This is a genomic window from Cryobacterium roopkundense, from assembly GCF_014200405.1.
Taxonomy (GTDB): Bacteria; Actinomycetota; Actinomycetes; order Actinomycetales; family Microbacteriaceae; genus Cryobacterium; species Cryobacterium roopkundense.
The window spans coordinates 3,461,901-3,485,012 of the sequence record NZ_JACHBQ010000001.1 but is presented as its reverse complement, the minus strand read 5'-3'; the positions used below and the strand labels follow the sequence as shown (position 1 = coordinate 3,485,012).

The window sequence follows — 23,112 nt, the reverse complement described above, 5'->3', positions numbered from 1 at the left end:
CTGTCCAGGGTCGAGAGTTCGAGATCGGTGAGACTGATAGCCATATGCGTTCCGTCCTTCCGGTTCGGCGAAAATGTGACGACGCGCTCTCCCTCTGAATCGAGGGTGACTTGCGGTCGCTCATAATCTAGCGGGACGGTCCGCAGTAACGTAAGCCCTATCCGATCAACCACCGAATATCCACCTGGAAAACCATCGCTGTCCGACTATGAAAAGGACGGGCCTTAGGGATAATTCAGCTCGTTATGGGCCTGCAGCGTTGTGTTCTGAGCGCGGGGGGAGCATCAACCCAACCCGCGATTTCTGCTTCGTGTGATTGCCTCTTGGCCGCCGGAAACGTCTATCACCGCGGTCGAGGCTCACATTTACACAGCCTCTCCGCCTTAGACAACTGCCTAGATCAGCCGTAGATCTGTCGCAGTCGAGGTTCCTCGTGCGGGCGGTCCTCGTGAGTAACGTGCCAGGAGCCACTGCACCAGTTCCGACCCCCGCCAGGGGGCGTGCCTCAGGCGGTGAGCAACGCGAGGGGGATGACCGCGACGCCATCCCGTGGACGATATGCGTGGGCGCCGGTGTTGATGACGACGAGGTCGACTATTTGGTTGGGGGAGCGATTCTTTCAGCCAGATCAGGTGCCGCACGTCGTGGTCATTGATCGCGTACTTGAGTTTCACTTCAACACCGACAGCTTGTGCGTGTCCTCGGTGCACGATGAAGTCAATTTCGTGCCGACCATCGTGGTCGCGGAATTGTGACACGTGCGCGTCATTCGCCTGTGCATAGGTCTGGAGGCTGAGACAGACGAGTGCTTCGAAGAAGTCACCGAGGCGAGAGCGGTCCCCGTTGTTGATCGCAGGTTGGACGGCGGACATCAGCTTGACCTCGGTGAGGTTGAGCAGGCGCGCGGCGAGTGCCGGATCGCCGAGAAAATGCTTCGGCGCGAGGGCAGTTCGCGACAGGAGCTTCTGGCTTGGCGACCAGGCGTCGACTTGGTCGAGCAAGTACAGGCTGCTGAGAACGTCCCGGTAGGCGATCGAGGTCTTCTGCGTCGGTCCTGTTGGTTCACCTGGGTCGAGACTGGCCCCGATCTTCGCGAACGTGGTTGCCGAGGCCGTTGCCGAGGCGTAACCGCGCAACCAACCTCGCAGCAGCTCAGGCCGGCGAATGCGGTGTCCCTGTTCGGCGAAGTCATGGGTGATGACTCGCTCGATGTAGTCATCCAGCCAAACTCCGCGGGCACAATCGCTCATCTGCCGAGGCTGCGGAAATCCCGAGGCGACTATTTCGCGGACGTAGTGACGCAGGTCGACGTCGCTGGAGCCTTGGATGTCCGGGGTGTCTGCGCTGAGCCGATCGCGGAGGCGGACGGTGGGCGTCGCCAGGCTGCGCTCCGCGATGGAGAGAGGTCGCATCCGGAATCTGATGGTGCGGCCGGCGCCGGAGTGGAGGTGGGTGCCAACGGGTGCAGCGCGGCCGGCCAAGATGAATCGTTCGCCGGTCGAATCACTGTCGACGAGGCGGCGAACTCGATCCCACACCTCGGGAACATGTTGCCATTCATCGATAAGGACAGGGGGTCTGCTCTGCTCAAATACTTGGGATCTGCTTGGATTAACTCCCGTGCTTCGCATCTGGTGCACCGTTTTGAACGTATGCAAGACACCATTTTGAGCGTAGCTAGTGCACTATCTTGAGCGGTGCCGTTCCACCATTGCGAGCGGTCGTTGTCCATCCCTCAGGAGCGTATTGATGCGTTTGAGGGTCTTGCGGTCTTGCGTCTGCCACCAGCATCGTGAAGCGACTTGCGAACGCGGAACTCATAGAGCCCGCCGGACAGGGGCTTGTCCCACTCTCCATGACAGACATTGATCCCGTGCACCGCCAGGACATGCTCGATGGCGGCCGTCAGGACGGCCTGCTCGTAGTCCCTGAGGCTGAAGAAGAAGCGGGCGAACGCCTCACCCTCGTACTCGATCGTCCAACTTGTCATTGTCCGGCGCCTCACGTCGTGGTCGGCCAACATACTGGCACGCTGTGCAGCCGGCGTGGCCCATTGGGGCCGAAGGCCCGTAGCCGTCGGCGTCGTGAAGGGCGTTCCTCACCGCGATTGCCGTGGATTCAGGCGCCGATCGGCTTTTTGCGCTTTTCTCTTACCAACGGCTCCATTGAAGTTTCGCCGCGGGTGGGCCACACTTTATCTCAGAGCTAGAGGGCCATTTTCGGGTGGACACAGGTGGATCGAGACATCGAGTTACTGATCAGACCGGGATCGACCCGGGGTGACTATCGGGTCGACGTGGTTCGTGCGCCCACGAGCGGGCGCCCGAGCGGCACGCTCCATCTTGACGTCGATGCGATTCTCGACCGGCTGCCGGAGCTTGAACTCACGGTTCTCGCATCCGCTGCCCACGGCAGACGGGCGATCCCGGTGCAGGAGCAGCCTCTGCACGAGGTGGGACAGCAGCTTTTCGAGGCGCTGTTCTCCGGCCCGATTAGTGGCGCGTATCACGCCAGCCAGGGTGCGGTGCAGCAGAGCGGCCAGCAGCTGCGCCTAGTGCTGAGGCTCGCCGCGCCGGAGCTGGCCGCTCTGCCGTGGGAAACGCTCTACGACCCGGAGGATGAATCGTATCTGTGCCGGCGTGAATCCCTGCTCCGCCACATTCCCGCGAGTGATTACAACCCCAATCCCATGCAGGTCGACCCCCCGTTGCGCGTGCTGGGAATTGTCTCGGCGCCCCGGGATCTGCCGCCGCTCGACACGGATGCCGAGAAGCTGCACCTCACGGAGGCTCTGCGGCCCTCGATTGACGAGGGCCTCGTCGAATTGGTGTGGGCTCCGGAAGCGACCTGGGACGGAATTCAGGCGCAGCTCCGCAACGGCCCGTGGCACGTGGTGCACTTCATCGGCCACGGAGACTACGACGTGAGCGGCAACGAGGGGAGGGTTGCCCTGGTATCGCCCCAGGGGCGGTCCCACATGGTCGAGGCGTCTGGACTCGCCGACCTGCTTCGGGAGGCGAGCCCGAGCCCGCGGCTCGTCGTGCTGAACTCCTGTTCGTCGGGCGAGTCCGGGCAGGAGGACCTGTTCTCGGCATCCGCTGCGGCCCTCGTGCGCGGCGGAATCAGCGCCGTTGCCGCCATGCAGTTCATGGTGAGCGACGGGGCCGCCATCGCCTTCGCGCGTGGCTTTTACGGGGCGATCGCGGCCGGCCGGGAGGTTGACGAGGCCGCCGGCAGCGGTCGGCGATCGATCCTGGGGCTCGGCCGCACGTTGGAATGGGTGACTCCAGTGCTCTACGTTCGCGGCGGGTCCACCCGATTGTTCACGATCGCGCGCCCGACGCGACCGGTCGTCTCGGCCGCGATGCCCCCGGCAACTGGCCCAACATGGGAGGGGGCCGTGCGGCAGCCGACGCTGCGCGCGATGTACATCGAGGCCAAAGCCAAGTCGCGCATTCAGGACTACGCGGGTGCCCTCTCGCTTCTCGATGACCTGCTCGAGCTGGATCCCGATTTTCGCGAGGCGGTTGTGCTGCGCGATAAGGTTCGGGGCAGGCAGTCCGCCCTGCAGAACTATCGAGCTGCGCGCCAAGCCGAGGAATCCGGAGACTGGGCCGAGGCCATCCGCTGGTATGCCAGGGTCGAGAATGACGCTGTGTTTCCGGATGCGGCGGAGCGACGCCTGGCGAGTGAGCTGCTCCTGCAGGTCAGTGACCTGCAAAACGAGCTTCGCTACCACGCCGATGAAGGCAACTCGCAGGCCGTGCTCGAGGTCGATGCCCAGTTGCGCGAGCTCAGCCCAGCGGACGCCAACCCCGATGGTCTCGCCGATCGCGCACGCGGGGAGTTGGCCCCGCCCCAGCCCCCGCCGATGGCTCGGGAGCCAGAGCCAGAGCCAGAGCCAGAGCCAGAGCCAGAGCCAGAGCCAGAGCTGGAGCTTCATGCAGTCATCGAGCACGGAGTAGCGCGCGTGCCCGACGCCGAGCCGACCCCAGTGCCGGCACCACAGCCCGACGTGACACCAGAGCCGAACCCGCGGCTCCAGCGACTTCGGCGCATCGCCGAAGAGCGAGGTCCGGTGCGAATGAAGACGTCAGAGCGCCAGTCGATTCCGGAGACACCGGTGGCCGCGGGCGCGCACGTCGCTCCAGCCGACCAGCCGGAGACGACCCCCCTCCTTGTGCTGCGTCATCCAGCTCCCGTCCGCGCTGTGGCGTTCAGCCCGGACGGGGTGCGACTCGCCACCGGATGTGATGACAAGGCGGCGCGACTCTGGAACACGGCCTCGGGGCAGCAGATGCTGCACCTCAAGCACGAGGGGTGGCAGGCCTGGGTGAACTCGGTGGCTGTCAGCCCCGACGGCACGCGACTGGCCAGCGGGTGCGACGACAGGGTCGCGCGAATCTGGGACATGACAAGCGGCACACCACTCCTCAGCGTGCGGCACTCGGGCTGGTTGACCCGGGTCTACGCGGTGGCGTGGAACGCGGACGGAACCCGATTCGCCACGGCGAGTGATGATAAGTCCGCGCGCATCTGGGATGCTCGAACCGGCGCTGAACTCGTCAAGGTGCAGCACAGCGCCCTGATCTCGTCGGTCGCCTTCAGCCCGGATGGCGCGTTGTTCGCCACCGGCAGCTACGACAAAACAGCGCGAGTGTGGGACGCGGCGACGGGCGATCTCGCGCAGGAGGTACGTCACGATGGCCTCGTCTCCTCGGTGGCTTTTGCCTTGGGGGGCTCCCGCTTGGCCACCGGCAGTTATGACGGCATCGCGCGAGTGTGGGACGTGGCGACGCGTGGGCAACTCCTGGAGGTGCGCCACTCCCGGCCGATAGCGTCGGTGGCATTCAGCCCATTCGGCGCCCGGCTGGCCACGGCAAGTTCGGACAGGTCTGCGCGGGTGTGGGACTCGAGCACCGGCGAGCCGCTCTGGGAAGGGCAGCATGATGATCTGGTTGCCGCCGTTGCTTTCAGCGGCGACGGTACCCGGCTCGCGACCGGCAGCTACGACAAGACGGCGAGAATCTGGGACGTTTCGAGTCTTTAGGGAGCACAGCATGGCTCAACTTGTGGAATTTTCCCTCGCCGATGGCGGAGTCGTGCTCGTGCAGGCGGCCGACGGCACCGGCGGTGTGCTCACCAGAGGGATGGACAGGTCGGGGGTGTTCGCCCGGGCTCGGCAGAGCTTTGAGGAAGCCGTCGGTACCATTCAACCGGCCGTTGAGGCGGTGATCGATCAGCTGTTGACGCTCGCGGAAAGGCCGGACGATGTTTCTGTCACCTTTGGCCTCGACCTGCACGCCGAGGCTGGCGCTTTCATCGCGGCCGCGTCGACCACAGCGAACTTCACGGTGACCCTCACGTGGCACGCTCGGGCACCCGGGCCAGGGCAGTCCGGCGCGTGAGGCTGCGCCGCGAGGGGCCGCGATGAGGGGCGTGAGATCGGCTTGCGGGGTCTCGATCGCTCCTCCTTCGTCGCGCCTCGAGCAGCGAAATGGGTCAGGAGAGCGGGTCGGCGACCGCGCGCAACTCGTCGAGTACGCGGCGAACGGATGCCCGCGCGAGCGCTTCCGGGCGCGACAGCACGTCGATCTGCCGGCCCACCCGCAACCCCGTGATGGGGCGCAGCACGATTCCGGAGCCCACGGCGGGTGCCATCGTGTACCTCGGTTGCAGCGCGATAGCCGCACCGGTGGCGACAACGGAGGCCGACACAAAGAACTCGTTGATGCGGTGCGTCACCCGGAGCGGATGTCCCGCGGCCGCCGCCACCACGTTCACGGCCTCACCGAGTGGGTACCCCTCGTGTCCGGCGATCCAGGGTTGGTCGGCCACGTCGGCCACCGACAGGGAGGGGCGTGACGCGAGCGGATGCCCCGCCGGCAGCGCCACATCGAGCGGCTCGTAGAGCAGTGGCATCACCGACACACCCTCGGGCCAGTACGGGTCGTGAGGCACCCGGTGCGCGATCACCAGGTCGTAGTGTGACACCAGCCCGGGAAAATCGGAGCGGGCCACGTCTTCGTCGCCGCAGCTCAGGGGTGGCCCGCCCGTCGCGCCAAGGCGCGCGATCAGTGGCCCGAACCAGGCCAGCCCGGCGCTGTGGAACGCCGAGAGGCGCACGATCGTGGTCGGGTCGGAGTAGAACGTCGCCACGGCCTCCTCGGCCTCGGCCATCGCAGTCGACACGTGCGCGGCCGCGGCGGCGAGTGCCCGCCCGGCCGGCGTCAGCACAAGCCGGCGCCCGCTCTTCTCCGTGAGAGCAACACCCACACCCCGCTGCAGGGCCGACAACTGCTGGCTCACGGCCGAGGACGACACGAACAGCGCACGGGCCACTGCGGCCACGCTGCCGCGCTCGCCGAGTTCGCGCAGCACGACCAACTGATGCAGATCCATAAGCGAATGGTAAAGCATCCGTTCATAAACTGCCGTCTAGACTTAACTAATGCCGACCGGAAGCATAAGACCATGATCTCTTCCGGGCTCCTCGCACGCTACCGCGTCGACGCCGTTCTGCTGCTCGTGGCCATCGTCTGGGGCGGCAGCTATCTCAGCGCCAAGGTACTCACGGAGCAGGCGAGCGTGGGCGCGGTTCTCGCCCTGCGCTTTCTCGTGGCCGCGGCCGCCCTCTACGTGGTCTGGCTCGTGCGTCGCGAACGACGCCCGACCCGCGGCGAGCTCGCGGTGGGTGTGCTGCTGGGCGTCACGCAATCGGCCATTCTCTGGCTCGAGACGCTCGGCGTTGCCTTCACTTCGGCCACGAATGCCGGGTTGATCATCAGCCTCACCATCATTCTCACGCCCATCCTCGAGTCGGTCGCACGTCGTCAATGGCTGCCGCGCCCGTTTTTCGTCGCGGCGGTGATGGCCGTCGTCGGTGTGGCCCTTCTCGTGTCGGGCAACGGTTTCCACGCTCCCAACGTGGGCGACCTGCTTATCCTCGCCGCGGCGCTCGTGCGGTCCGTGCACGTCACGATGGTGGGCCACCTCACTCGAGGCCGCCGGTACAGCACGATCACCCTCACGCTCATCCAGGCCGTTGTCGGGTCCATCATCTTCACGGCAACGGATGTTCCGGGTCTCCTCTACGCCGTCACGACGTTTGGCTGGGCTGCCTGGCTCGGAGTGCTGTACCTCGGCCTGGCGTGCAGCGTCTTCGCGTTCCTGGCGCAGATGTGGGCGATCCGGCGCACCTCGGCGGCACGCGCGAGTCTGCTCATGGGGACCGAGCCGGTCTGGGCCGTACTCGTCGGAGTAACCATCGGCGCGGAAACCCTCGGAATCGTGGGCGTCATCGGCGCGGTGCTCATCATCGCAAGCACCTACTGGGGGCAGCGCGTGGAGGCCGTTCACCGGGCTAGAGCGGATGCCGCCGAGCCGCGGCATCCGCTGCCCGTGTCGTAGGGGCGCCGCGGCAGGTACTCCCGTTACGGCTCGATGGGCGCGAGTTCGGGACGTTTGGCCGTGCGCCCGTCGCCGGACGAGCGGCCGCTGAGGCGGCGCCCGATCCACGGCAGCACGTGCTCGCGGTAATAAGCCGGTGTACGTACCCTGCTGTTCGGCGCGGGGGGCTCTGTGCCGGAGAGTTCCCGAGGCACGGGCACGCCGAGGGCCGTCAGAACATTAGTGGCGACCCTGGCGTGGCCGAGAGCGTTGAGGTGCAGGCGGTCCGGTGACCAGTACTGCGACCGCGCGAGTTCAGCGTCGACCCAGTTGTCGACGTAGGTCACGCCGGGGCGCCGGGCGAACGACGCGCGCGCGGCATTCGCCAGACGGTCGCCCCGGCGCTCGATGAGCGCACCGAGCGGCAGGTGCTTCGTGGGGTTCGCGCCGGTGAGCATCAGCACGTGCACGCCTTCTGCCAGAGCTCGTTCAACGACCCGGTCGAGCAGTGCCACGACGCCGGAGATCTCTACCTTGGGCCGCATCACGTCGTTGCCGCCGCCGCAGATCGAGAGCAGGTCCGGCCCGAGTCTCAGCGCGGGAACGAGCTGCCCCTCGACGATAGGCCGCAGCAACTTGCCGCGAATGGCCAGGTTCGCATACCAAAACTGTGGCGCGGATGCGCTGGCGCCAGCAAGTCCGAGCGCGACCAGGTCGGCCCAGCCGCGCAGTTCACCGGAGGACAATTCGTCGCCGACGCCCTCTGTGAAACTGTCGCCGAGGGCGACGTACCGAGCGAACGGCGCGCGCGCGTCGCTACTCGGCGTCGGGTGCCTCGGCGGAAGGTGCCTCGGTCTTGACCTCGGCGGCCTCTGCTGCTGCCGCCGTTGCGGCGGGGGAATGTGAGTCTGGCGCGGTCGGCAGGCCGAGGCGCGCGGTGAGCGCGTCGCGGGACTGCTGCGCAGCGCGGCGAACCTCCACGTCGGGGTCCTTCAGGCGCTGCACGATGGTGGGCAGGTGCTCGACGGTTCCGAGCGCTGCAAGCGCGTGCACCGCGGCGGCCCGCACGCGCGGAACCTCGTCGGTCGAAAGGCGTACGAGGCGCTTGAGGCAGTGCAGCTTGCGCAGCAGAATCACCTTGGCGCACATCTCGCGCACGCGCCAGGACTGGTTGTCGAGGCCGGCAATCACGGCTTCGTTGGCGGATTCGCTCCACACGTGCATGAGCGCGCGAGCGCCCCACAGCTCGGGCCAGTACAGCGACGGTGCGCCGTCGAGGATGCCCTTGGCGTGGTCGCCGCCCACGTAGAGCAGAAAGTCTTCGCCCGCGTTCTCGCCCTTCAGGAGTGCGATGGAACGTTCGATGACCGCTGGCTCTCCGTATCGCTTGACGGCCGCTGCGAGGCGGTCGGCAATGGGGAGATCAACGGGAACGACGGGCTCTGAAGACGAATTCTTGCGCATTTGTATTAACGGTACCAACACCGAGGGCCGGCGACGACTTTCCGGCGCTAAACTCCGTCGAATTTGCGGGGAGGGAGGGGAAGAAGGGGGAGCGCGAGTCAGGCAAGAACGGATGCCACGGCATCCGTTCGCAGCATGTCGGCCGGAGCCGTGAGCGTGCGTTCGAACCCATAAGCGCCCTCATAGACACCGTAGTTTCCGATGTCGGTGTAGCCCAGGCTGCGATAGAGGGCGAGTGCTTCGGGCTGTGCGTAACCGGTTTCGAGGCGCACCCGGGCGAAGCCGAGGTCGCGGGCGAGCCGCTCCAGCTGGGCGAGCACGATGGTGGCGTGGCCCTGACGGCGGTAGTTCGGGTTGGTCCACATGCGCTTGATCTCGGCGGTGTCGGCGCTGTACCGGTGGATGCCCCCGCCCGCGACGGTGTGCTCGCCGTCCCGCAGCACGAGAAACCCGCCGTGCGGCGCGTCGAATTCGGAGGCGCCGATCTCGTCGACCGAGTCGCCAGCGCCCTCGCCGTAACGCGCGTCGTATTCGAGGCGGAGCCCCGCCAGGAGGGGGGCGGCTTCGGGGGAGGTGAGGCGAACGAGACTAAATTGCACGTAGACCATTGTGCACGATGCGGCCGTGAAACCGCTGGTCGTGCGTCAAGCACCGGGCGGGACGCAGGTACGCGCCCCTAAACTCGTAGCGTGTCAGTTAACCCAGACCTGCAGGGGCGTGTCTTTCCGCCCGTCGCTCCGTATCTCGTGGGCCGCGAAAAGGTGCGCGAGTTTTCCCGCGCAGTGTTCGCCACCCATCCCTTCAACCACGACCCGGAGGCGGCCCGCGCGGCCGGCCACGCCGACGTCGTGGCACCACCCACGTTCGCCGTGGTGGTGCAGGAGGCAACGCTCGCTCAGCTGCTCGCCGAGCCCGACGCCGGCATCGACTTCAGCCGCGTCGTGCACGGGGACCAGCGCTTCACCTATACGCGTCCGATCGTGGCCGGCGACGAACTCACCGCCACCCTGTCGGTCGCGAGCATCAAGAGCCTCGGCGGCCACGCCATGGTGACGGCAGTGTCGACGATCGTCGATTCCGCAGGCGGCCACGTCGTGACCGCCACCTCCACCCTCGTCGTCAGGGGAGACGAATGACCCCCGAATTCGATTCCCTCGTCGTCGGACAGCAGATCGCCGAGGCAAGCTTCGCTCTCACGCGCGATTCTCTCGTGCGCTACGCCGGGGCATCCGGCGATTTCAATCCCATCCACTACCGCGACGACGTGGCGGTCTCGGTGGGCCTCTCCGGCGTTCTCGCGCACGGCATGCTCACGATGGGTTTCGCCGTGCAGCCTGTCGTCGACTGGGCCGGCGACCCCGCCCGGGTCGTGGACTATCAGGTGCGCTTCACCCGCCCGGTGTTCGTGGACCCCGTCGAAGGTGCCCTCGTAACCGTGATCGCGAAGGTGGGCGCCCTCGAAGCGGATGCCCGGGTGGCACGAGTCGACCTCGTGGTGTCGTTCAACAGCCAGACCGTGCTCGGCAAGGCGCAGGCGCGCGTCAGCCTCGCATGATCGCGCCCGTACCGCTCTCCGAACTCACCACCATGCGCGTCGGCGGGCCCCCGGCGGCAATGGTCGCGCCGGTCACCGAGCAGGACCTCGTGAAGGAGGCGCTCGTCGTGTGGGGCATGGACGAAGACTGGATGCTGCTCGGCGGCGGCTCGAACACTGTCGCGAGCGACGCCGGGTTCGACGGCATCGTCATTCGGGTGGTGACGCGGGGCGTTGAACGGCTCGACTCCGAAGCTGCCGGCGCGGTGCGCCTGCGCGTTCAGGCCGGCGAGCCGTGGGACGAGCTCGTGGCGCACACCGTGACACAAGGCTGGGCCGGAATCGAGGCGCTCTCCGGCATTCCCGGTTCCTGCGGCGCGGCACCGGTGCAGAACATCGGCGCCTACGGCCAAGAACTTTCCGACAGCCTCGCCGCCGTCGACTTTCTCGATTACGAGACCGGGGAGGTGCGCCGCATGGAGGCCGCCGAACTTCGTCTCGACTACCGCACCTCGGCGCTCAAGCAGGGCCTGCGCGGTATCGTGCTCGCGATCGAGCTCGACCTGCGCGACACCCGCAACGAGGCCGACGTTCTTGGCCTGGCCCTCAGCCAGCCGATCGGCTACGGCCAGCTGGCATCCGCTCTCGGTGTGCAGCTCGGCGACAGGGTGGCGCTTGAGACCGTGCGTTCCACGGTGCTTGACCTGCGCGCGGCCAAGGGCATGGTTCTTGACCCGACCGACCCCGACACGTACAGCGCCGGCTCCTTCTTCACGAACCCTATAGTCACCGAGGCGTTCGCGCGCACGCTGCCTGATGCCGCGCCGCGGTGGGTGCTTGCGCCCGAGCTGCCCGACCGTGTCATTCCGCTCGACGAGTACGCCGGCGTTGGCCCGATTCCCGGCGTGGACGACGTGCGCCCGGTGAAGCTCAGCGCTGCCTGGCTCATCGAGCATTCCGGTGTGCGCAAGGGGTTTCATCTGCCGGGCTCGAGGGCCGCGGTGTCGAGCAAGCACACGCTCGCGCTCACGAACACGGGCGGGGCATCCGCTGCCGAGATCGCGGAGCTCGCCCGCTTCGTGCTGGGCCGTGTGCAGGCCGAGTTCGGCGTGAACCTGCAGCCCGAGCCCGTTTTGGTGGGCCTCGACCTGTAGCCCCCGCGCTCCGCTGCGACGTGCTTGCGGCGCCGGATGCGGCCACTGCTAGGGTTCGGAGATGACTGTGGCGGGGGAAAACGGACAATCGCAGGTAGATACGGCGGCGCCGGCGGCCCGCCAGATTGGTACCTGGGCGTGGCTCGGCATCGGGGTGGCTTCGGCGGTGGTCGGCCTGCTCCCCTGGATACTGACGGGCATGCGCCTTCCGCTGCAGAACCTCTGGGGCACCGACACGCTGCCGGCTGAGATGCCGATCGCATTGCTGCCGTTCAGCCAATACTCCATCACCCTCATCGCCGGGATCATCGTCGTGGGGGCCGCGATCGCCGGTGTGGTGGCCCGATCGACGCGCGCCCGCCAAGGCCGGTTCGGGTTGGCCGCACTCACCGCGGGCGTACTCGTCACGCAGGTGATCGCGACCGTGCAGGCCGCCGTCGTTGTGGGGAACGGTCTTCGGCCCGGCCGGGAGTCGCTGATTTACCTCGTTGCGGTCGTCTCGGTCGCCACGGCGTCCTTCGTCGTCGGCGCGCTCGTTCTCGTGCTGATAGCCCGGATGCCGAGGGCGGGTGCCCTCATCGGCCTCGGTATCGCGGCCGTCGCGGTGGGCTGGTGGCTGGGCGCTCTTGTCGTTCACCGCCCGGGGCTCGTGACCGAGACGCAGACCGCGCTCCTCGGACTGCTTCGGTGGGTGCCCGCGATCCTGTGCGGCGTCGCGATTGGCTGGTGCGGCGTGAACACCGTTGGCCGGGTCGTCGCAGCCGTCACAGCACTCGCGTCGGCGGTGATCGGTCCGGCCATCGCGACCGCTGTCTCGTCGGCCACCGGCACGCGGGTTCTGGCCCGCTACCCCGCGGAGATGCTCGAGTATGGCGTTCAGGTGTTCCAGCAGGTGCTGGGGATCTCTGAGCTGACGCTCAGACCCATCCTTACCGCGATCATCGTCGCGGCCGCCGTGCTCGCGTTCAAGGCCGTGCTCCGTCGTCGCCGGGCGCCCCTCGCCGAGGCGTGTCCGTAGCCCGCTGGCGGGGCAGTGCCCCCGCACCCTCGTGGCACTCGTCTGCCAGACGGCCACTCGTCTGAATGGGTGCCGGCTCGCCAAACGAGTGCCGCGGCGGGCTTCGGTCGTTCGGAGGGCGCGATCTACACGGAGGAACCGTTCAGTATGAAGAAGGCGCCGACGAATGCCCCCGCCACGAGAAGGGTGACGAGAATTCCGAGCACCCTGTCGAGGGGCTCGCGAACCTGGCGACCAAGCACAACGACAAGCAGTGCGATGGCGATGACTCCGATGAGCGCCCAGTAGAACCAGCCCGTATAGGGAACCAGGGTGGCGAGTCCGTTCGCAGCGTCCCCGATGCCGATGCCGGAGAGCAGCCCGATGCCGAGCGCTGCTCGACGCCCCTTCCGATGGAGCCAGGACGCGGCGACACCGACGAACGGACCGACGACGACTGCGGCCACGAGGAAGAAGGTCTCTGAGTCGACTATCCCGCGTAGGTGCGAGGTCAGAATGTATCCCTCAATGAGCGCGATGAACGACACGGCACCGAGCAAGCCGGACAGCCCGGCACCGCGCCGGGCGCTCCAGACGACCAGTGCGGTCAGCAGCGTCCACCCGCTCGAGGAGTTCGCGAAGGGGGCGAGCGGCCCCAGAAATCCGCCCTGGGCAAACGAGGTCGCACCTCCGAGTATCACAGAGGCGACGGCCACGACCAGAACGATCGACGCGCTTCGGGCGACCCGTGCCGTGGTGCTCAGTGTTGTGGTGTTCGCGCTCACAGGCATTCGATCCCACCGAGCCCTAGCCGGCGCGGCGGACGGCGGCGGCGATTCCCGCCACCACGAGGGTGAGGCCCACGGCGATGATGCCGCCGAGCAGCCAGAACGTGGGGTCGGGGGGAGTGGGCAGCAGCCGGGCCACCACCACGTACACGGCGAACGCGAGCAGCACGACGCCCCAGAAGATGGGCGCGAACCGGGGGCGGCGGCGCGGTGATACCTGGGCCGCGGTTGCCGCGGTCGGGACGGGTGCAGCATCCGTTTCGACGGGCATGGTCTCTGGTGTCGGCTCGTCGCCGGGGAATGTGGTCATGGGGGTATGGTCCTAGCGGCTCGTGGTGCTGACGGGCTGAATGATGGTGACCTGGCCGATGTAGGACCAGACGCGGATCACCGGCAGTGTGCTGTCGGTGCCGCCGTTGAAGGTGTGGGTTTCGTTGAGCAGCAAACCGTTCTGCTGCTGGGTGCCCTCGGTGCCGCCGTCGGCTACGCCGCCAACGATCGCGTGGGACTCCACTCGCACGGGCGTGCTTTCCGGAAGGATGATTCGGGTCTCGCCGAGCCCCACCCACACGTCGATGATGCGCTCGTCGGCCAGCCTGTCGTCCTCGAGCAAACCGAGGTCGATCGTGGCCTGACCGGCCACCAGGGCGTAGCCGGGGCGGTAGTCGGTGGAGTTCGCCGCCGCGACCTGCCAGCGGGGGTCGCCGGCCGCCACGAATTGGGTTCCGGCCGGAAAGATGCCAACGGCAACAAGCGAGACCCCGGCGAGGAAAGCAAGTCCACTGAGTGCTCCGCCCCGACGTCCTCGAATGCCCGATACGATGATGCCCACTGCGATGACCCCCAGAGTCACGGCCAGTCCCACGGCGAGGGCAGATCCCGTAGCCGCGGCCGTGGTCCCTGAGGCGACCAGACCGGCCGTCACGGCGCCGGCGGCCAGGGCGAGTCCCAGCACGATCGCGGTGAAGCCGGCACCCGGCAGGCTCGCGCGACGGGCCGCGGCACGTTCCGCCCGGCGGGCCTGCTGCTCGTCCTGACGGACGCGTTGCTGTTCCTGTCGGATGCGGTTCTGCTCCGTGGGCTGCCAGCCCGATGCAGTCTGCTCCCAACCCGACGACGGACCGGTCGATGGGAGCGGAGTGGCGACCAGGGGTAGCGTCTCGGGCGTGAGCACACCCACGGCAACCTCCGCTGACGTGTTCTGCACGGGGCCCGAGCCGGCATCGTCTCGGGTGGCAGCGCTGGGGGTCTCCGGGGTTCCGAGCGGGGAGCCGGGTCCGCCGGGCCGCCGGTTCTTGCCGCGGCGCACCAGGTACACCACGAGCCAGACAATGCCCACCGTGATGGCGATTGACCAGGCCACGCTGAAGAACACGGTGAGCCACTCCGGCAGGATCCAGCCGGTGTCGATGCCGCCCCAGTGGAAGCCCTGAAGGAAGGAGAATGTGGTGGCCACGAGCAATACGATGCTCGTGACGGACGGAGCCGTGAAGTTTCCGCGCACAACCTCTTCAGCGTGGATGCGCCCGGAGGTGTCGGGCAGCAGAGCCCAGCCGAGTGCGTAGGCGAAGAAGACCGGGGCGCCCACGATGGCGAGCACGATGGTGACGCCGCGCACGATGAGCGGGTCGAGGCCGGTGCGACGGGCGACCGCGCCGCAGACGCCGAGCAACCAACGGTCGGTGTCACGGTTCAGGCCAGAGAATCGGATCCAGGTGAAGAAGCGGGTGAGTTGGTCGCGCCAGGTGGGGGTGCTCGCCGTGGTCGGCGGAGTGTGCGGTGCATCGGTCATGGTTCAAGCGTGGCAGTACATTCGCGCCACGACCATGGGGTATCACCCTGACCGCACCCTGACTTCCTGCACGTAACAGCTCGGGGATCCACCCGCCGTGCTTTGATAAGCAGGTGATAACAGAACGGATGTCCCGACCGAGGCTGCGCCTGATCGGCGGCGTCTGTGCGGGATTCGCCGAACACACCGGGCTCAGTGTGGGCCCAGTGCGCGTCGCCGCGGTGCTGCTGGCGTTCTGCGGGGGAGCCGGTGCCCTGCTCTACGCCTGGCTCTGGGCCACCACGCCGAGTGGCTCAGCAGATCTGGGCGCGGCCATACCCAAGCTCAGCCTCACGCGGGCGGCGTCCGTACCTCCCAGCCCCGCTCCCGTCCCAGCGGATGCGCCACCCGTGGCGGGAGCGCGGGCCCCCGACGCGACCCGGCCGGTTCCATTGGCCGGCATCGTGCTCGGTGCCGCGCTGCTCCTCACCGGCGCGGCCCTGCTCGCCAACCGCCTCGGCGCGACCATCTCGTTCGCCCTCGTCATTCCCACCGTCGTGGTGCTGGCGGGGGTCTACTTCGCCTGGCGCCAGTTCGGTGAGCTCCGCAGCGGCGCCGCCCCGAGCTCCTCCGCGGCCTTCGTGCGCACCCTCGGCGCGCTGCTCCTCACTGCGGTCGGCATCGTGCTCTTCTTCGTAACGGGTGACAATCCGAGCATTTGGACCGTGCTTGCCGCGGCCGTGTCGGTGCTGCTCGGACTCGCGATCGTCACGGCGCCCTGGTTCGTCAGGCTGTCGAGCGACCTCGCCGACGAACGCGCGGCTAGGGCGCGAGAAGCAGAGCGAGCCGACATCGCAGCCCACCTGCATGATTCGGTGCTGCAAACACTCGCCCTCATCCAGCAGAAGGCGGGCCCCCACAGCGAGGCGGCACGGCTCGCACGAGCGCAGGAACGCGAGCTGCGCGAGTGGCTGTTTATCGGGTCGAACGACGAGCGGGTCGATCTGGCGACCGAGCTGCGCCGGGCGGCGAGCCTGATCGAAGCCGACTTCGCCGTGCAGTTCGATGTCGTGGCCGTCGGGAACGTTCCCGACGAGGCCCCGGAACCGTTGCTGGCCGCAGCCCGGGAAGCCATGTTCAACGCAGCCCGGCACGCCGGCGGCACGGTGTCGGTCTACCTCGAGTGCGGGCGTGACGGCACCCAACTCAGCGTGACCGACCGTGGCCCCGGCTTCCGCCTCGACGATGTGCCCGATGACAGGTTCGGCGTGCGCGAATCGATTCTCGGCCGCATGCGCCGCGCCGGTGGTACGGCTGTCGTGGGCCCCGGGCCCGGCGGGTCCGGAACCGAAATTCTCTTGAGCCTTCCCGGTACCCCGATCGACTCCCCGAGTGAGCAGGCACACCCATGACCGACGCAACGCCCTACACATCCGCTCCCCTTCCGGTCGTGATCGTCGACGATCACTCGATCTTCCGCTCCGGGCTGCGCTCCGACCTCGACTCAGGTATCCGCGTGCTCGGCGAGGCCGCCACCGTCGACGAGGCGGTCGCACTCGTCACCGAATTGCAGCCCCGCGTGGTGCTGCTCGACGTGCACCTGCCCGGCGGCCGGGGCGGCGGCGGTGCCGAGGTGATTCGAGAGGCGGCTCCCGGCGCGCCGAACACGCTGTTCCTGGCGTTGAGCGTGTCGGACGCGGCCGAAGACGTGGTGAGCGTGATCCGTGCCGGCGCGCGCGGGTACATCACCAAGAGCGCCTCGGGAGCAGAGGTCTCCCACGCCGCCAGGCGGGTGGCGGAGGGCGACGCTGTGTTCTCGCCCAAGCTCGCCGGCTTCGTACTCGACGCCTTCGGGGCGGTGGCGGGCGAGACCGCCGCCACCACTGAGGAACTCGACCGGCTCTCGGCCAGGGAACAGCAGGTGATGCGCCTCATCGCCCGGGGCTACGCCTACAAGGAAGTCGCCGGTAGCCTGTTCATCTCGCCGAAAACCGTGGAAACCCACGTGTCGGCGGTGCTGCGCAAGCTACAGCTCTCCAGCCGCCACGAACTCACGGCCTGGGCGCTCGAACGCAAACTTCTCTAGCCCTCGTTGCGCCGGGTTGCGGCGATGACGCCGGCAACCACGAGAACGAGCCCGAGGATGATCACCACGCCAGGCAACCAGAGCGTGGGATCAAATGACCCGGGCGCCACGCTCTGCACGGCCATGTACACGGCGAACAGCAGCAGGATCACACCCCAGACGATGGTCGAGAACCGAGGGCGACGCTGGGATGAAGCGGATGCCGCGGCTGGCCCCGGACCTGTCATGGCGTGACTTCCCCTCGAGTGGTTGCGCTGATGATGATGATGATGCTGACCTGGCCCACGAAGGACCGAACGTGCACAACAGTGGGCACGAGGCTGTTGTTCGAGTTGAACAGTCGCGCGTCGTGCAGCAGGATTCCCTGCTGGTCCTGCCCGGACCGGGAGCCCGAATAGTCGACAGCGCCGATAACAGCGGTGGTGTCGACCAGAACCGGTGCATGCTCCGGCAGAATAATGCGCGTCTGTCCCACGCCGGCCCACACATTGATGGACTGGGAGGCGTTGCTGCGCATGAACATCATCGGGCCGTCGTCGAGGCCGGACAGATCAAGGGTCGCCTGTCCGACGAGCAGCGCGTAACCGCTGTGGGCGTCGACCTCGGTCGGTGCGATCGCGAACCAGGTTGGGCTGCCAATGAGCACAAACTGCACATTGGCGGGCACTATTCCCGCCACGAGCAGGGCGACCACGGCCAGAAAGGCGTAGCCGCTCAGCGCGCCGCTCTCGCGCCCGCGGAATCCCAGGACAACCATTCCCAGTGCGATCAGGCCCAGTATCACGGCGATGCCGAGGGTCAGCGCCGCCTGTGACCAGACGCCGGCGGAGAAGACGAGGGCAGCGACCGCACCGCTGATCAGGGCGATGCCGAGCACGATCGCCGTGAGCCCCGCACCGGGACGTCGCGCTCGCCGCGCGGCCGCGCGCTCTGCTTGCCCGGCCTGGTAGCTCTCCCGGCGCAGGCGGTTCTGCTCCGCGCGGGCTTCGTTCTGGCGCATGGTGGCCTGCCAGTTGCTTGTCGGGGCCGGAGCGGGCGCCGCGGCATCCGTCGTCGATTCGGCGGGTGCGGATGCGGATGCCGGCACGGATGTGGTTGTCGCGCCCGTCGTGGATTTCACAGACAGGTAGATGATGAGCCAGACGATCGCGCCCACGATGAGGACGGACCACACAACGGCGAACGTGGTCGCAAGCCAGACGGGCAGCACCGGGTTGGCGGAACCAGCGCTCCACCAATAGTTCGGCGAGAACGGCACGAACGACACCACGAGCAGGAGGCCGATCGCGATCATCACCGGCTCGAAACGACCGCGTATGGCATCCTCGGCATGAATGCGACCGTCTGCGTCGGGTAGCAAGGCCCAGCCGGCGGCGTAAGCGAAGACAGCCGGTGCGCCGAGCAGCACGAGGATCACGGCGATGAGCCGCACGACAAACTGGGGAATGCCAGCGCGAGCGGCGAGGCCGCCGCAGACGCCGGCGATCCAGCGATCCTGGCCGCGCGCGATGCCGGCCGAGCGAATGGCGTCGAAGAAGCGGGTGACGCGGTCGGCGGGTGGCGGGGGAGCACTGTTCAGCGCATCGGTCAGGCCACGAGTGTGTCATCGGGCTGGCGTTCCGGCCCGCAAATTCGACGGAGGTCGTACGAAAAATCGCGGATTTCTAGTCCGAAATGGCCACTTCCCCTCGAAAAGTCCGTCGATGTTGCGGGGAGAGCGCCGGAAGGCTAGGCGAAGAGGCGCTGGAGGCGCTGTACGCCCTCGAGAAGAGCGGCATCGCCGAGCGCGTAAGAGAGGCGCAGGAACCCGCTCGGACCGAAGGCTTCTCCGGGCACCGCGGCTACTTCGACCTGGTCGAGGATGAGGTCGGCGAGCTCGAGCGATGTCGTGGGGGTGACACCGCCCCAGGAACGGCCGAGCAGGCCGGTCACGTCGGGGTACACGTAGAACGCACCCTTCGGCGTGGGCGTGATGACGCCCGGAATCTTGTTGAGCTCGGAGACGATGAGCTTGCGGCGCCGGTCGAAGGCATCGTGCATCTCCTGCACGGCCTCCTGGGGTCCGTTGAGGGCCGCGATGCCCGCGCGCTGCGAAATATTCGACACGTTGGATGACAGGTGCGATTGCAGGTTGGCCGCCGCCTTGATGGCGTCCTGCGGCCCGACCATCCAGCCCAAGCGCCAACCGGTCATGGCGTAGGTCTTGGCCACGCCGTTCACGAGGATGGTGCGGTCGGCCAGTGCCGGAACGGCCTCGACGATCGAGACCGCGCGCGCTGCGTCGTAGGTGAGGTTCTGGTAGATCTCGTCGGAGATCACCCAGAGGCCGTGTTCCTCGGCCCACTCGCCGATGGCGCGGGTCTGCTCGGGCGAATAGACAGCGCCGGTGGGGTTGGAGGGGGAGACAAAGAGCAGAACCTTGCTGCGGGGCGTTCGGGCGGCTTCGAGCTGCTCAACCGTCACTAGGTAGCCCTGGTCGCTGCCGGCGAACACGTTGACGGGCACGCCGCCGGCCAGGCGGATCGCTTCGGGGTACGTGGTCCAGTACGGGGTGGGCACGAGAACCTCGTCGTCCGGATCGAGCAGCGTGGCGAAGGCCTGGTAGACCGCCTGCTTGCCCCCGTTCGTGACGACGACCTGACTGGCGGAGACGGCGAGACCGCTGTCGCGCAGCGTCTTGGCGGCGATCGCCTCGCGCAATTCCGGCAGTCCGGCCGCCGGCGTGTACCGGTAGTTCTTCGGGTCGTGTACGGCCGCCAGGGCCGCCTCCACGATGTGTGCCGGCGTCTGGAAGTCCGGCTCTCCGGCCGCGAAACTGATCACCGGTCGCCCGGCCGCCTGCAGGGCCTTGGCCTTTCCGTCAACCTTGAGGGTCGCCGACTCTGCAATGGAGCCGATCCGAGTGGAAATTCGCTTGAGTTCGTGTGCCACGCTACGAGCATACGGGGAGAGGGCATTCCTCGGCCGGAAGTTGGGGTGCGAATCTGGGCGAACCCGCCCGGGGTGGCCCCAGCTTTACACCCGGCCCTGCGTGCCCTAGACTTGATCGAGGTAGTTGAACTCTGCCATGCTTTTCTGCGCCTATTTCTGGTGTTGTGAAGCGGGTGTGGTTCGCTCCATAGGGTGGTGGCTCAATTGGTAGAGCAGCGGTCTCCAAAACCGCAGGTTGCAGGTTCGAGTCCTGTCCGCCCTGCAAGTCGGTGGTAACTCCATCGGCCCATGAAAGGTGTAACAGGTGGCCCGAAAAGTTATCGACGAACCCGGTGAGGAAGTCGTCGCGAACGCAAGAATGGCCCGCGAGTCCAAACGCGGTCCTTTCGCTCGGTTGTCCCTGTTCTTCCGGCAGGTCATTGCCGAACTCCGTAAGGTCGTCACACCGACCCGCAAGGAGCTGCTGAGCTACACCGGAGTCGTGCTTGTGTTCGTTGTGATCATGATGGCCATTGTTTCCGCATTCGACTGGGTGTTCGCGCTGGCCGTGACCTACATGTTCGGAACGCCGTAACACCTCGCCCACGCGCATTCGCCGTACCGGTAGTTTTTCTGCCGAAGATTGAGCACCACATGAGAAGGATTGAGATCTAGTGACTGAGACGAAACACGACGATGTCGACTGGGCCACTGCCGCCGAGCAGTCCGCTGAGGACGACGAGGCACAGGAGGGCAACACCCTGGCCGCCGAAGAGCGTTCGGTCGAGGCCGCCGAGCACGCCGCCCTGCACGTCATCGACGAGAACGACGACATTGAGGTCAACCTCGACGCCGCCCTCGACGCACTGGCCGAGTCCGCGGATCCCGAGGCCGACTCCATCGTCGACGACGCCCTGGACATCGATTCCGCTGAGGAAGCGGATGCTTCGGTGGAAGCCGTCGAAGACGAAGAATCGCTCGTCAACGAAGAGGCCGCCGCTGAAGATGTCGACGTAGACCCCTACGACGCTTTCCGCAAGGAACTGCGCTTTCTGCCGGGTAAGTGGTACGTCATCCACTCCTACGCCGGCTTCGAGCGCCGCGTGAAGTCGAACATCGAGAACCGCAAGCAGTCGATGGCCATGGAAGATTTCATCTACCAGGTCGAGGTTCCGATGGAAGATGTCGTGGAGATCAAGAATGGCCAGCGCAAGATGGTCACTCGCGTACGCATCCCCGGATACGTGCTCGTTCGCATGGACCTCGACGAAGACAGCTGGTCGGTGGTTCGCCACACTCCCGGTGTCACGGGCTTCGTGGGCAACGCCCACAACCCCACGCCGCTTCGCTTCGAGGAGGCCTTCGGCATGCTGAAGGGCCTCGTCGAAATCGTCGAGGCGCCTACCGCCAAGGGTGGCGCACACGGCGGCAAGTCTGCCCAGCGCGTCATCGCCGCCGAGGTCGACTACGAAATCGGCGAAACGATCACCATCAAGGAAGGCTCCTTCGCGGGCCTGCCCGGATCGATCAGCGAGATCAAGCCGGAGAGCGGAAAGCTCATCGTGCTCGTGTCGCTGTTCGAGCGTGAGACACCGGTCGAGCTCAGCTTCGACCAAGTCACCAAGCTCTAACAGCGCATCCCCCAACCACCGGGGCCCGTCCGGGCCACCGGGAGAGCAACCCTTCGGGGCGGCTCGAAACTTACAAAGAAGGAAGAACAATGGCACCGAAGAAGAAGGTAACAGGTCTGATCAAGCTTCAGATCAAGGCCGGCGCCGCCAACCCCGCACCGCCCATCGGGCCGGCACTGGGCCAGCACGGCGTGAACATCATGGAGTTCTGCAAGGCATACAACGCTGCGACGGAAGCCCAGCGCGGAAACGTCATCCCGGTTGAGATCACCGTGTACGACGACCGCTCATTCACGTTCATCCTGAAGACCCCGCCCGCGGCGGAGCTCATCAAGAAGGCTGCCGGCGTTGCCAAGGGCAGCGGAACCCCCCACACCGTCAAGGTTGCCAAGCTCACACAGGCACAGGTCCGCGAAATCGCCGAGACGAAGATGGCAGACCTCAACGCCAACGACCTCGACGCCGCGTCGAAGATCATTGCCGGCACCGCCCGTTCCATGGGCATCACGGTCGAGGCCTAAGCCTCACCAGCTCACGCACCCCTCAGCATGACGTGGAAGAGCCCAGCCAGGCTCGCACCACACTCTCGATATTTGTACACAGGAGATTTCACATGGCAACTAAGTCAAAGGCCTACCGCGCCTCTGCCGAGAAAATCGGCGCCGACACGTTTTACACCCCGGCCGCAGCCGTCGCTCTCGCCAAGGAGACCGGCTCGTCCAAGTTCAACTCCACAGTTGAGGTCGCCCTGCGCCTCGGAGTGGACCCCCGCAAGGCAGACCAGATGGTTCGCGGTACCGTGATTCTTCCTCACGGCACCGGACGCACCTCACGCGTCATCGTCTTCGCAACCGGCCCGGCCGCCGAGGCAGCTATCGCTGCCGGCGCCGACGAGGTTGGTGGCGACGAGCTCATCGAGAAGGTGGCCGCCGGTTACACCTCCTTCGACTCCGCGGTTTCGACCCCGGAGCTCATGGGTAAGGTCGGACGCCTCGGAAAGGTACTCGGCCCGCGTGGCCTCATGCCGAACCCGAAGACCGGCACCGTGACGCCCGACGTCGCGAAGGCCGTCAACGACATCAAGGGTGGAAAGATCGAGTTCCGCGTTGACAAGCACGCCAACGTGCACTTCGTCGTGGGCAAGGCATCCTTCTCCGTTGAGCAGCTCAACGAGAACATCGCCACCGCCCTCGAAGAGGTTGTTCGCCTCAAGCCGAGCTCTTCCAAGGGCCGCTACATCACGAAGGGTGTCGTCTCGACCACCTTCGGACCTGGCATCCAGCTCGATGTGAACGCCATCTAATTTTGAATTAGATCAAAAGAAGGGCCCGTCTTCGGACGGGCCCTTCTCTGTGTCCGCTGGTCGAGGCGCGAGGCACGAGCGATCG

At 66.7% G+C, this 23,112-nt stretch carries 24 protein-coding genes, 1 tRNA gene and 1 pseudogene; 14 read left to right on the top strand and 12 right to left on the bottom strand.

The window, feature by feature from the left end; all coding sequences use genetic code 11:
• Window positions 1–395: 395 nt before the first annotated feature.
• Window positions 396–1,538, bottom strand: coding sequence for an ATP-binding protein (locus tag BJ997_RS16265; RefSeq protein ID WP_052542606.1), 1,143 nt, complete (start codon window positions 1,536–1,538; stop codon window positions 396–398).
• 197 nt (window positions 1,539–1,735) lie between these two features.
• Window positions 1,736–1,990, bottom strand: a complete 255-nt coding sequence (locus BJ997_RS16260; protein ID WP_152602325.1) for a hypothetical protein — start codon at window positions 1,988–1,990, stop codon at window positions 1,736–1,738.
• Window positions 1,991–2,233: 243 nt separating this feature from the next.
• Between BJ997_RS16260 and BJ997_RS16255 the strand changes: the two genes are divergently transcribed.
• Both BJ997_RS16255 and BJ997_RS16250 read left to right on the top strand, forming a co-directional pair.
• Window positions 2,234–5,050 (top strand): CHAT domain-containing protein, encoded by a 2,817-nt coding sequence (locus tag BJ997_RS16255; protein ID WP_183323608.1) that lies wholly within the window; start codon window positions 2,234–2,236, stop codon window positions 5,048–5,050.
• A 10-nt stretch (window positions 5,051–5,060) separates the two neighbouring features.
• Window positions 5,061–5,408 (top strand): CU044_2847 family protein, encoded by a 348-nt coding sequence (locus tag BJ997_RS16250; RefSeq protein ID WP_035835415.1) that lies wholly within the window; start codon window positions 5,061–5,063, stop codon window positions 5,406–5,408.
• 94 nt (window positions 5,409–5,502) lie between these two features.
• Here BJ997_RS16250 and BJ997_RS16245 read toward each other — a convergent pair whose 3' ends face one another.
• Complete coding sequence (locus BJ997_RS16245; protein ID WP_035835414.1) at window positions 5,503–6,402, bottom strand: LysR family transcriptional regulator; 900 nt, start codon at window positions 6,400–6,402, stop codon at window positions 5,503–5,505.
• Between the two features lie 72 nt (window positions 6,403–6,474).
• Here BJ997_RS16245 and BJ997_RS16240 point away from each other — a divergent pair, with 72 nt between their 5' ends.
• Window positions 6,475–7,410, top strand: coding sequence for a DMT family transporter (locus tag BJ997_RS16240; RefSeq protein WP_035835412.1), 936 nt, complete (start codon window positions 6,475–6,477; stop codon window positions 7,408–7,410).
• 23 nt (window positions 7,411–7,433) lie between these two features.
• On the opposite strand, the pseudogene BJ997_RS16235 reads toward BJ997_RS16240, so the two are convergent.
• From BJ997_RS16235 to BJ997_RS16225, 3 genes and pseudogenes are all read right to left on the bottom strand, one after another.
• Window positions 7,434–8,183: pseudogene (locus tag BJ997_RS16235) on the bottom strand (SGNH/GDSL hydrolase family protein); the annotation flags it as partial.
• 22 nt (window positions 8,184–8,205) lie between these two features.
• Window positions 8,206–8,853, bottom strand: coding sequence for a HEAT repeat domain-containing protein (locus BJ997_RS16230; RefSeq protein ID WP_052541962.1), 648 nt, complete (start codon window positions 8,851–8,853; stop codon window positions 8,206–8,208).
• 98 nt (window positions 8,854–8,951) lie between these two features.
• Window positions 8,952–9,452 carry a GNAT family N-acetyltransferase gene (locus BJ997_RS16225; protein WP_160175838.1) on the bottom strand — a complete coding sequence of 167 codons (501 nt, stop codon included), beginning with the start codon at window positions 9,450–9,452 and terminating at the stop codon, window positions 8,952–8,954.
• A 90-nt stretch (window positions 9,453–9,542) separates the two neighbouring features.
• On the opposite strand from BJ997_RS16225, the gene BJ997_RS16220 reads away from it, so the two are divergent.
• The 4 genes from BJ997_RS16220 (at window position 9,543) to BJ997_RS16205 (ending at window position 12,559) form a co-directional block, all read left to right on the top strand.
• Window positions 9,543–9,989, top strand: a complete 447-nt coding sequence (locus BJ997_RS16220; protein ID WP_084141063.1) for an FAS1-like dehydratase domain-containing protein — start codon at window positions 9,543–9,545, stop codon at window positions 9,987–9,989.
• A complete protein-coding gene (locus tag BJ997_RS16215) occupies window positions 9,986–10,408 on the top strand; it encodes a MaoC family dehydratase (protein ID WP_035835409.1) in 423 nt (140 codons plus the stop codon). Before BJ997_RS16220 ends, BJ997_RS16215 begins: the two co-directional genes overlap by 4 nt.
• The gene (locus BJ997_RS16210; RefSeq protein WP_035835408.1) at window positions 10,405–11,541 is read left to right on the top strand and encodes a UDP-N-acetylmuramate dehydrogenase; all 1,137 of its coding nucleotides are present in this window, start codon (window positions 10,405–10,407) and stop codon (window positions 11,539–11,541) included. The genes BJ997_RS16215 and BJ997_RS16210 overlap by 4 nt, the downstream gene beginning before the upstream one ends.
• Window positions 11,542–11,602: 61 nt before the next feature.
• Window positions 11,603–12,559 carry a hypothetical protein gene (locus BJ997_RS16205; protein ID WP_052541961.1) on the top strand — a complete coding sequence of 319 codons (957 nt, stop codon included), beginning with the start codon at window positions 11,603–11,605 and terminating at the stop codon, window positions 12,557–12,559.
• 125 nt (window positions 12,560–12,684) lie between these two features.
• On the opposite strand, the gene BJ997_RS16200 is transcribed toward BJ997_RS16205, so the two are convergent.
• From BJ997_RS16200 to BJ997_RS16190, 3 genes are read right to left on the bottom strand one after another with little or no spacing between them, the layout of a single operon-like run.
• Window positions 12,685–13,323 carry a DUF6518 family protein gene (locus BJ997_RS16200; RefSeq protein ID WP_052541960.1) on the bottom strand — a complete coding sequence of 213 codons (639 nt, stop codon included), beginning with the start codon at window positions 13,321–13,323 and terminating at the stop codon, window positions 12,685–12,687.
• A 22-nt stretch (window positions 13,324–13,345) separates the two neighbouring features.
• Window positions 13,346–13,636: a hypothetical protein gene (locus tag BJ997_RS16195; RefSeq protein ID WP_035835407.1), complete on the bottom strand. Its 291-nt coding sequence runs from the start codon at window positions 13,634–13,636 to the stop codon at window positions 13,346–13,348.
• 12 nt (window positions 13,637–13,648) lie between these two features.
• Window positions 13,649–15,118 carry a PspC domain-containing protein gene (locus BJ997_RS16190; RefSeq protein ID WP_035835406.1) on the bottom strand — a complete coding sequence of 490 codons (1,470 nt, stop codon included), beginning with the start codon at window positions 15,116–15,118 and terminating at the stop codon, window positions 13,649–13,651.
• Between the two features lie 128 nt (window positions 15,119–15,246).
• Between BJ997_RS16190 and BJ997_RS16185 the strand changes: the two genes are divergently transcribed.
• The gene (locus tag BJ997_RS16185; RefSeq protein ID WP_035835405.1) at window positions 15,247–16,509 is read left to right on the top strand and encodes an ATP-binding protein; all 1,263 of its coding nucleotides are present in this window, start codon (window positions 15,247–15,249) and stop codon (window positions 16,507–16,509) included.
• Complete coding sequence (locus BJ997_RS16180; RefSeq protein WP_035835404.1) at window positions 16,506–17,183, top strand: LuxR C-terminal-related transcriptional regulator; 678 nt, start codon at window positions 16,506–16,508, stop codon at window positions 17,181–17,183. The genes BJ997_RS16185 and BJ997_RS16180 overlap by 4 nt, the downstream gene beginning before the upstream one ends.
• Here the strand turns inward: BJ997_RS16180 and BJ997_RS16175 are convergent.
• From BJ997_RS16175 to BJ997_RS16165, 3 genes are all read right to left on the bottom strand, one after another.
• Window positions 17,180–17,410: a hypothetical protein gene (locus BJ997_RS16175; RefSeq protein WP_035835403.1), complete on the bottom strand. Its 231-nt coding sequence runs from the start codon at window positions 17,408–17,410 to the stop codon at window positions 17,180–17,182. The two genes, BJ997_RS16180 and BJ997_RS16175, sit on opposite strands and share 4 nt — an antisense overlap.
• Window positions 17,407–18,669, bottom strand: coding sequence for a PspC domain-containing protein (locus tag BJ997_RS16170; RefSeq protein WP_268871349.1), 1,263 nt, complete (start codon window positions 18,667–18,669; stop codon window positions 17,407–17,409). Before BJ997_RS16170 ends, BJ997_RS16175 begins: the two co-directional genes overlap by 4 nt.
• A gap of 242 nt (window positions 18,670–18,911) precedes the next feature.
• Entirely contained in the window at window positions 18,912–20,114 is a 1,203-nt protein-coding gene (locus BJ997_RS16165) for a pyridoxal phosphate-dependent aminotransferase (RefSeq protein WP_035835401.1), read from the bottom strand.
• A gap of 189 nt (window positions 20,115–20,303) precedes the next feature.
• On the opposite strand from BJ997_RS16165, the gene BJ997_RS16160 reads away from it, so the two are divergent.
• From BJ997_RS16160 to rplA, 5 genes are all read left to right on the top strand, one after another.
• Window positions 20,304–20,376: transfer RNA gene (locus BJ997_RS16160), tRNA-Trp, on the top strand.
• Between the two features lie 42 nt (window positions 20,377–20,418).
• Window positions 20,419–20,688 carry a preprotein translocase subunit SecE gene (gene secE, locus BJ997_RS16155; protein ID WP_035835400.1) on the top strand — a complete coding sequence of 90 codons (270 nt, stop codon included), beginning with the start codon at window positions 20,419–20,421 and terminating at the stop codon, window positions 20,686–20,688.
• 79 nt (window positions 20,689–20,767) lie between these two features.
• Window positions 20,768–21,724 (top strand): transcription termination/antitermination protein NusG, encoded by a 957-nt coding sequence (gene nusG, locus BJ997_RS16150; protein WP_035835399.1) that lies wholly within the window; start codon window positions 20,768–20,770, stop codon window positions 21,722–21,724.
• Window positions 21,725–21,813: 89 nt separating this feature from the next.
• A complete protein-coding gene (gene rplK, locus BJ997_RS16145) occupies window positions 21,814–22,245 on the top strand; it encodes a 50S ribosomal protein L11 (protein ID WP_035835398.1) in 432 nt (143 codons plus the stop codon).
• A gap of 92 nt (window positions 22,246–22,337) precedes the next feature.
• Window positions 22,338–23,027 carry a 50S ribosomal protein L1 gene (gene rplA, locus BJ997_RS16140; protein ID WP_035835397.1) on the top strand — a complete coding sequence of 230 codons (690 nt, stop codon included), beginning with the start codon at window positions 22,338–22,340 and terminating at the stop codon, window positions 23,025–23,027.
• Window positions 23,028–23,112 lie beyond the last annotated feature (85 nt).

What these genes read in the sequence shown, in the direction of transcription:
- rplK (WP_035835398.1), top strand. Translation starts at nt 21,814, where the DNA reads ATGGCACCGAAGAAGAAGGTAACAGGTCTGATCAAGCTTCAGATCAAG.
- BJ997_RS16230 (WP_052541962.1), bottom strand. Translation starts at nt 8,853, where the DNA reads ATGCGCAAGAATTCGTCTTCAGAGCCCGTCGTTCCCGTTGATCTCCCC.
- BJ997_RS16250 (WP_035835415.1), top strand. Translation starts at nt 5,061, where the DNA reads ATGGCTCAACTTGTGGAATTTTCCCTCGCCGATGGCGGAGTCGTGCTC.
- BJ997_RS16180 (WP_035835404.1), top strand. Translation starts at nt 16,506, where the DNA reads ATGACCGACGCAACGCCCTACACATCCGCTCCCCTTCCGGTCGTGATC.
- BJ997_RS16190 (WP_035835406.1), bottom strand. Translation starts at nt 15,118, where the DNA reads ATGACCGATGCACCGCACACTCCGCCGACCACGGCGAGCACCCCCACC.
- BJ997_RS16215 (WP_035835409.1), top strand. Translation starts at nt 9,986, where the DNA reads ATGACCCCCGAATTCGATTCCCTCGTCGTCGGACAGCAGATCGCCGAG.
- BJ997_RS16195 (WP_035835407.1), bottom strand. Translation starts at nt 13,636, where the DNA reads ATGACCACATTCCCCGGCGACGAGCCGACACCAGAGACCATGCCCGTC.
- BJ997_RS16185 (WP_035835405.1), top strand. Translation starts at nt 15,247, where the DNA reads ATGTCCCGACCGAGGCTGCGCCTGATCGGCGGCGTCTGTGCGGGATTC.
- BJ997_RS16245 (WP_035835414.1), bottom strand. Translation starts at nt 6,402, where the DNA reads ATGGATCTGCATCAGTTGGTCGTGCTGCGCGAACTCGGCGAGCGCGGC.
- BJ997_RS16210 (WP_035835408.1), top strand. Translation starts at nt 10,405, where the DNA reads ATGATCGCGCCCGTACCGCTCTCCGAACTCACCACCATGCGCGTCGGC.
- BJ997_RS16175 (WP_035835403.1), bottom strand. Translation starts at nt 17,410, where the DNA reads ATGACAGGTCCGGGGCCAGCCGCGGCATCCGCTTCATCCCAGCGTCGC.
- BJ997_RS16205 (WP_052541961.1), top strand. Translation starts at nt 11,603, where the DNA reads ATGACTGTGGCGGGGGAAAACGGACAATCGCAGGTAGATACGGCGGCG.
- rplA (WP_035835397.1), top strand. Translation starts at nt 22,338, where the DNA reads ATGGCAACTAAGTCAAAGGCCTACCGCGCCTCTGCCGAGAAAATCGGC.
- BJ997_RS16240 (WP_035835412.1), top strand. Translation starts at nt 6,475, where the DNA reads ATGATCTCTTCCGGGCTCCTCGCACGCTACCGCGTCGACGCCGTTCTG.
- BJ997_RS16260 (WP_152602325.1), bottom strand. Translation starts at nt 1,990, where the DNA reads ATGACAAGTTGGACGATCGAGTACGAGGGTGAGGCGTTCGCCCGCTTC.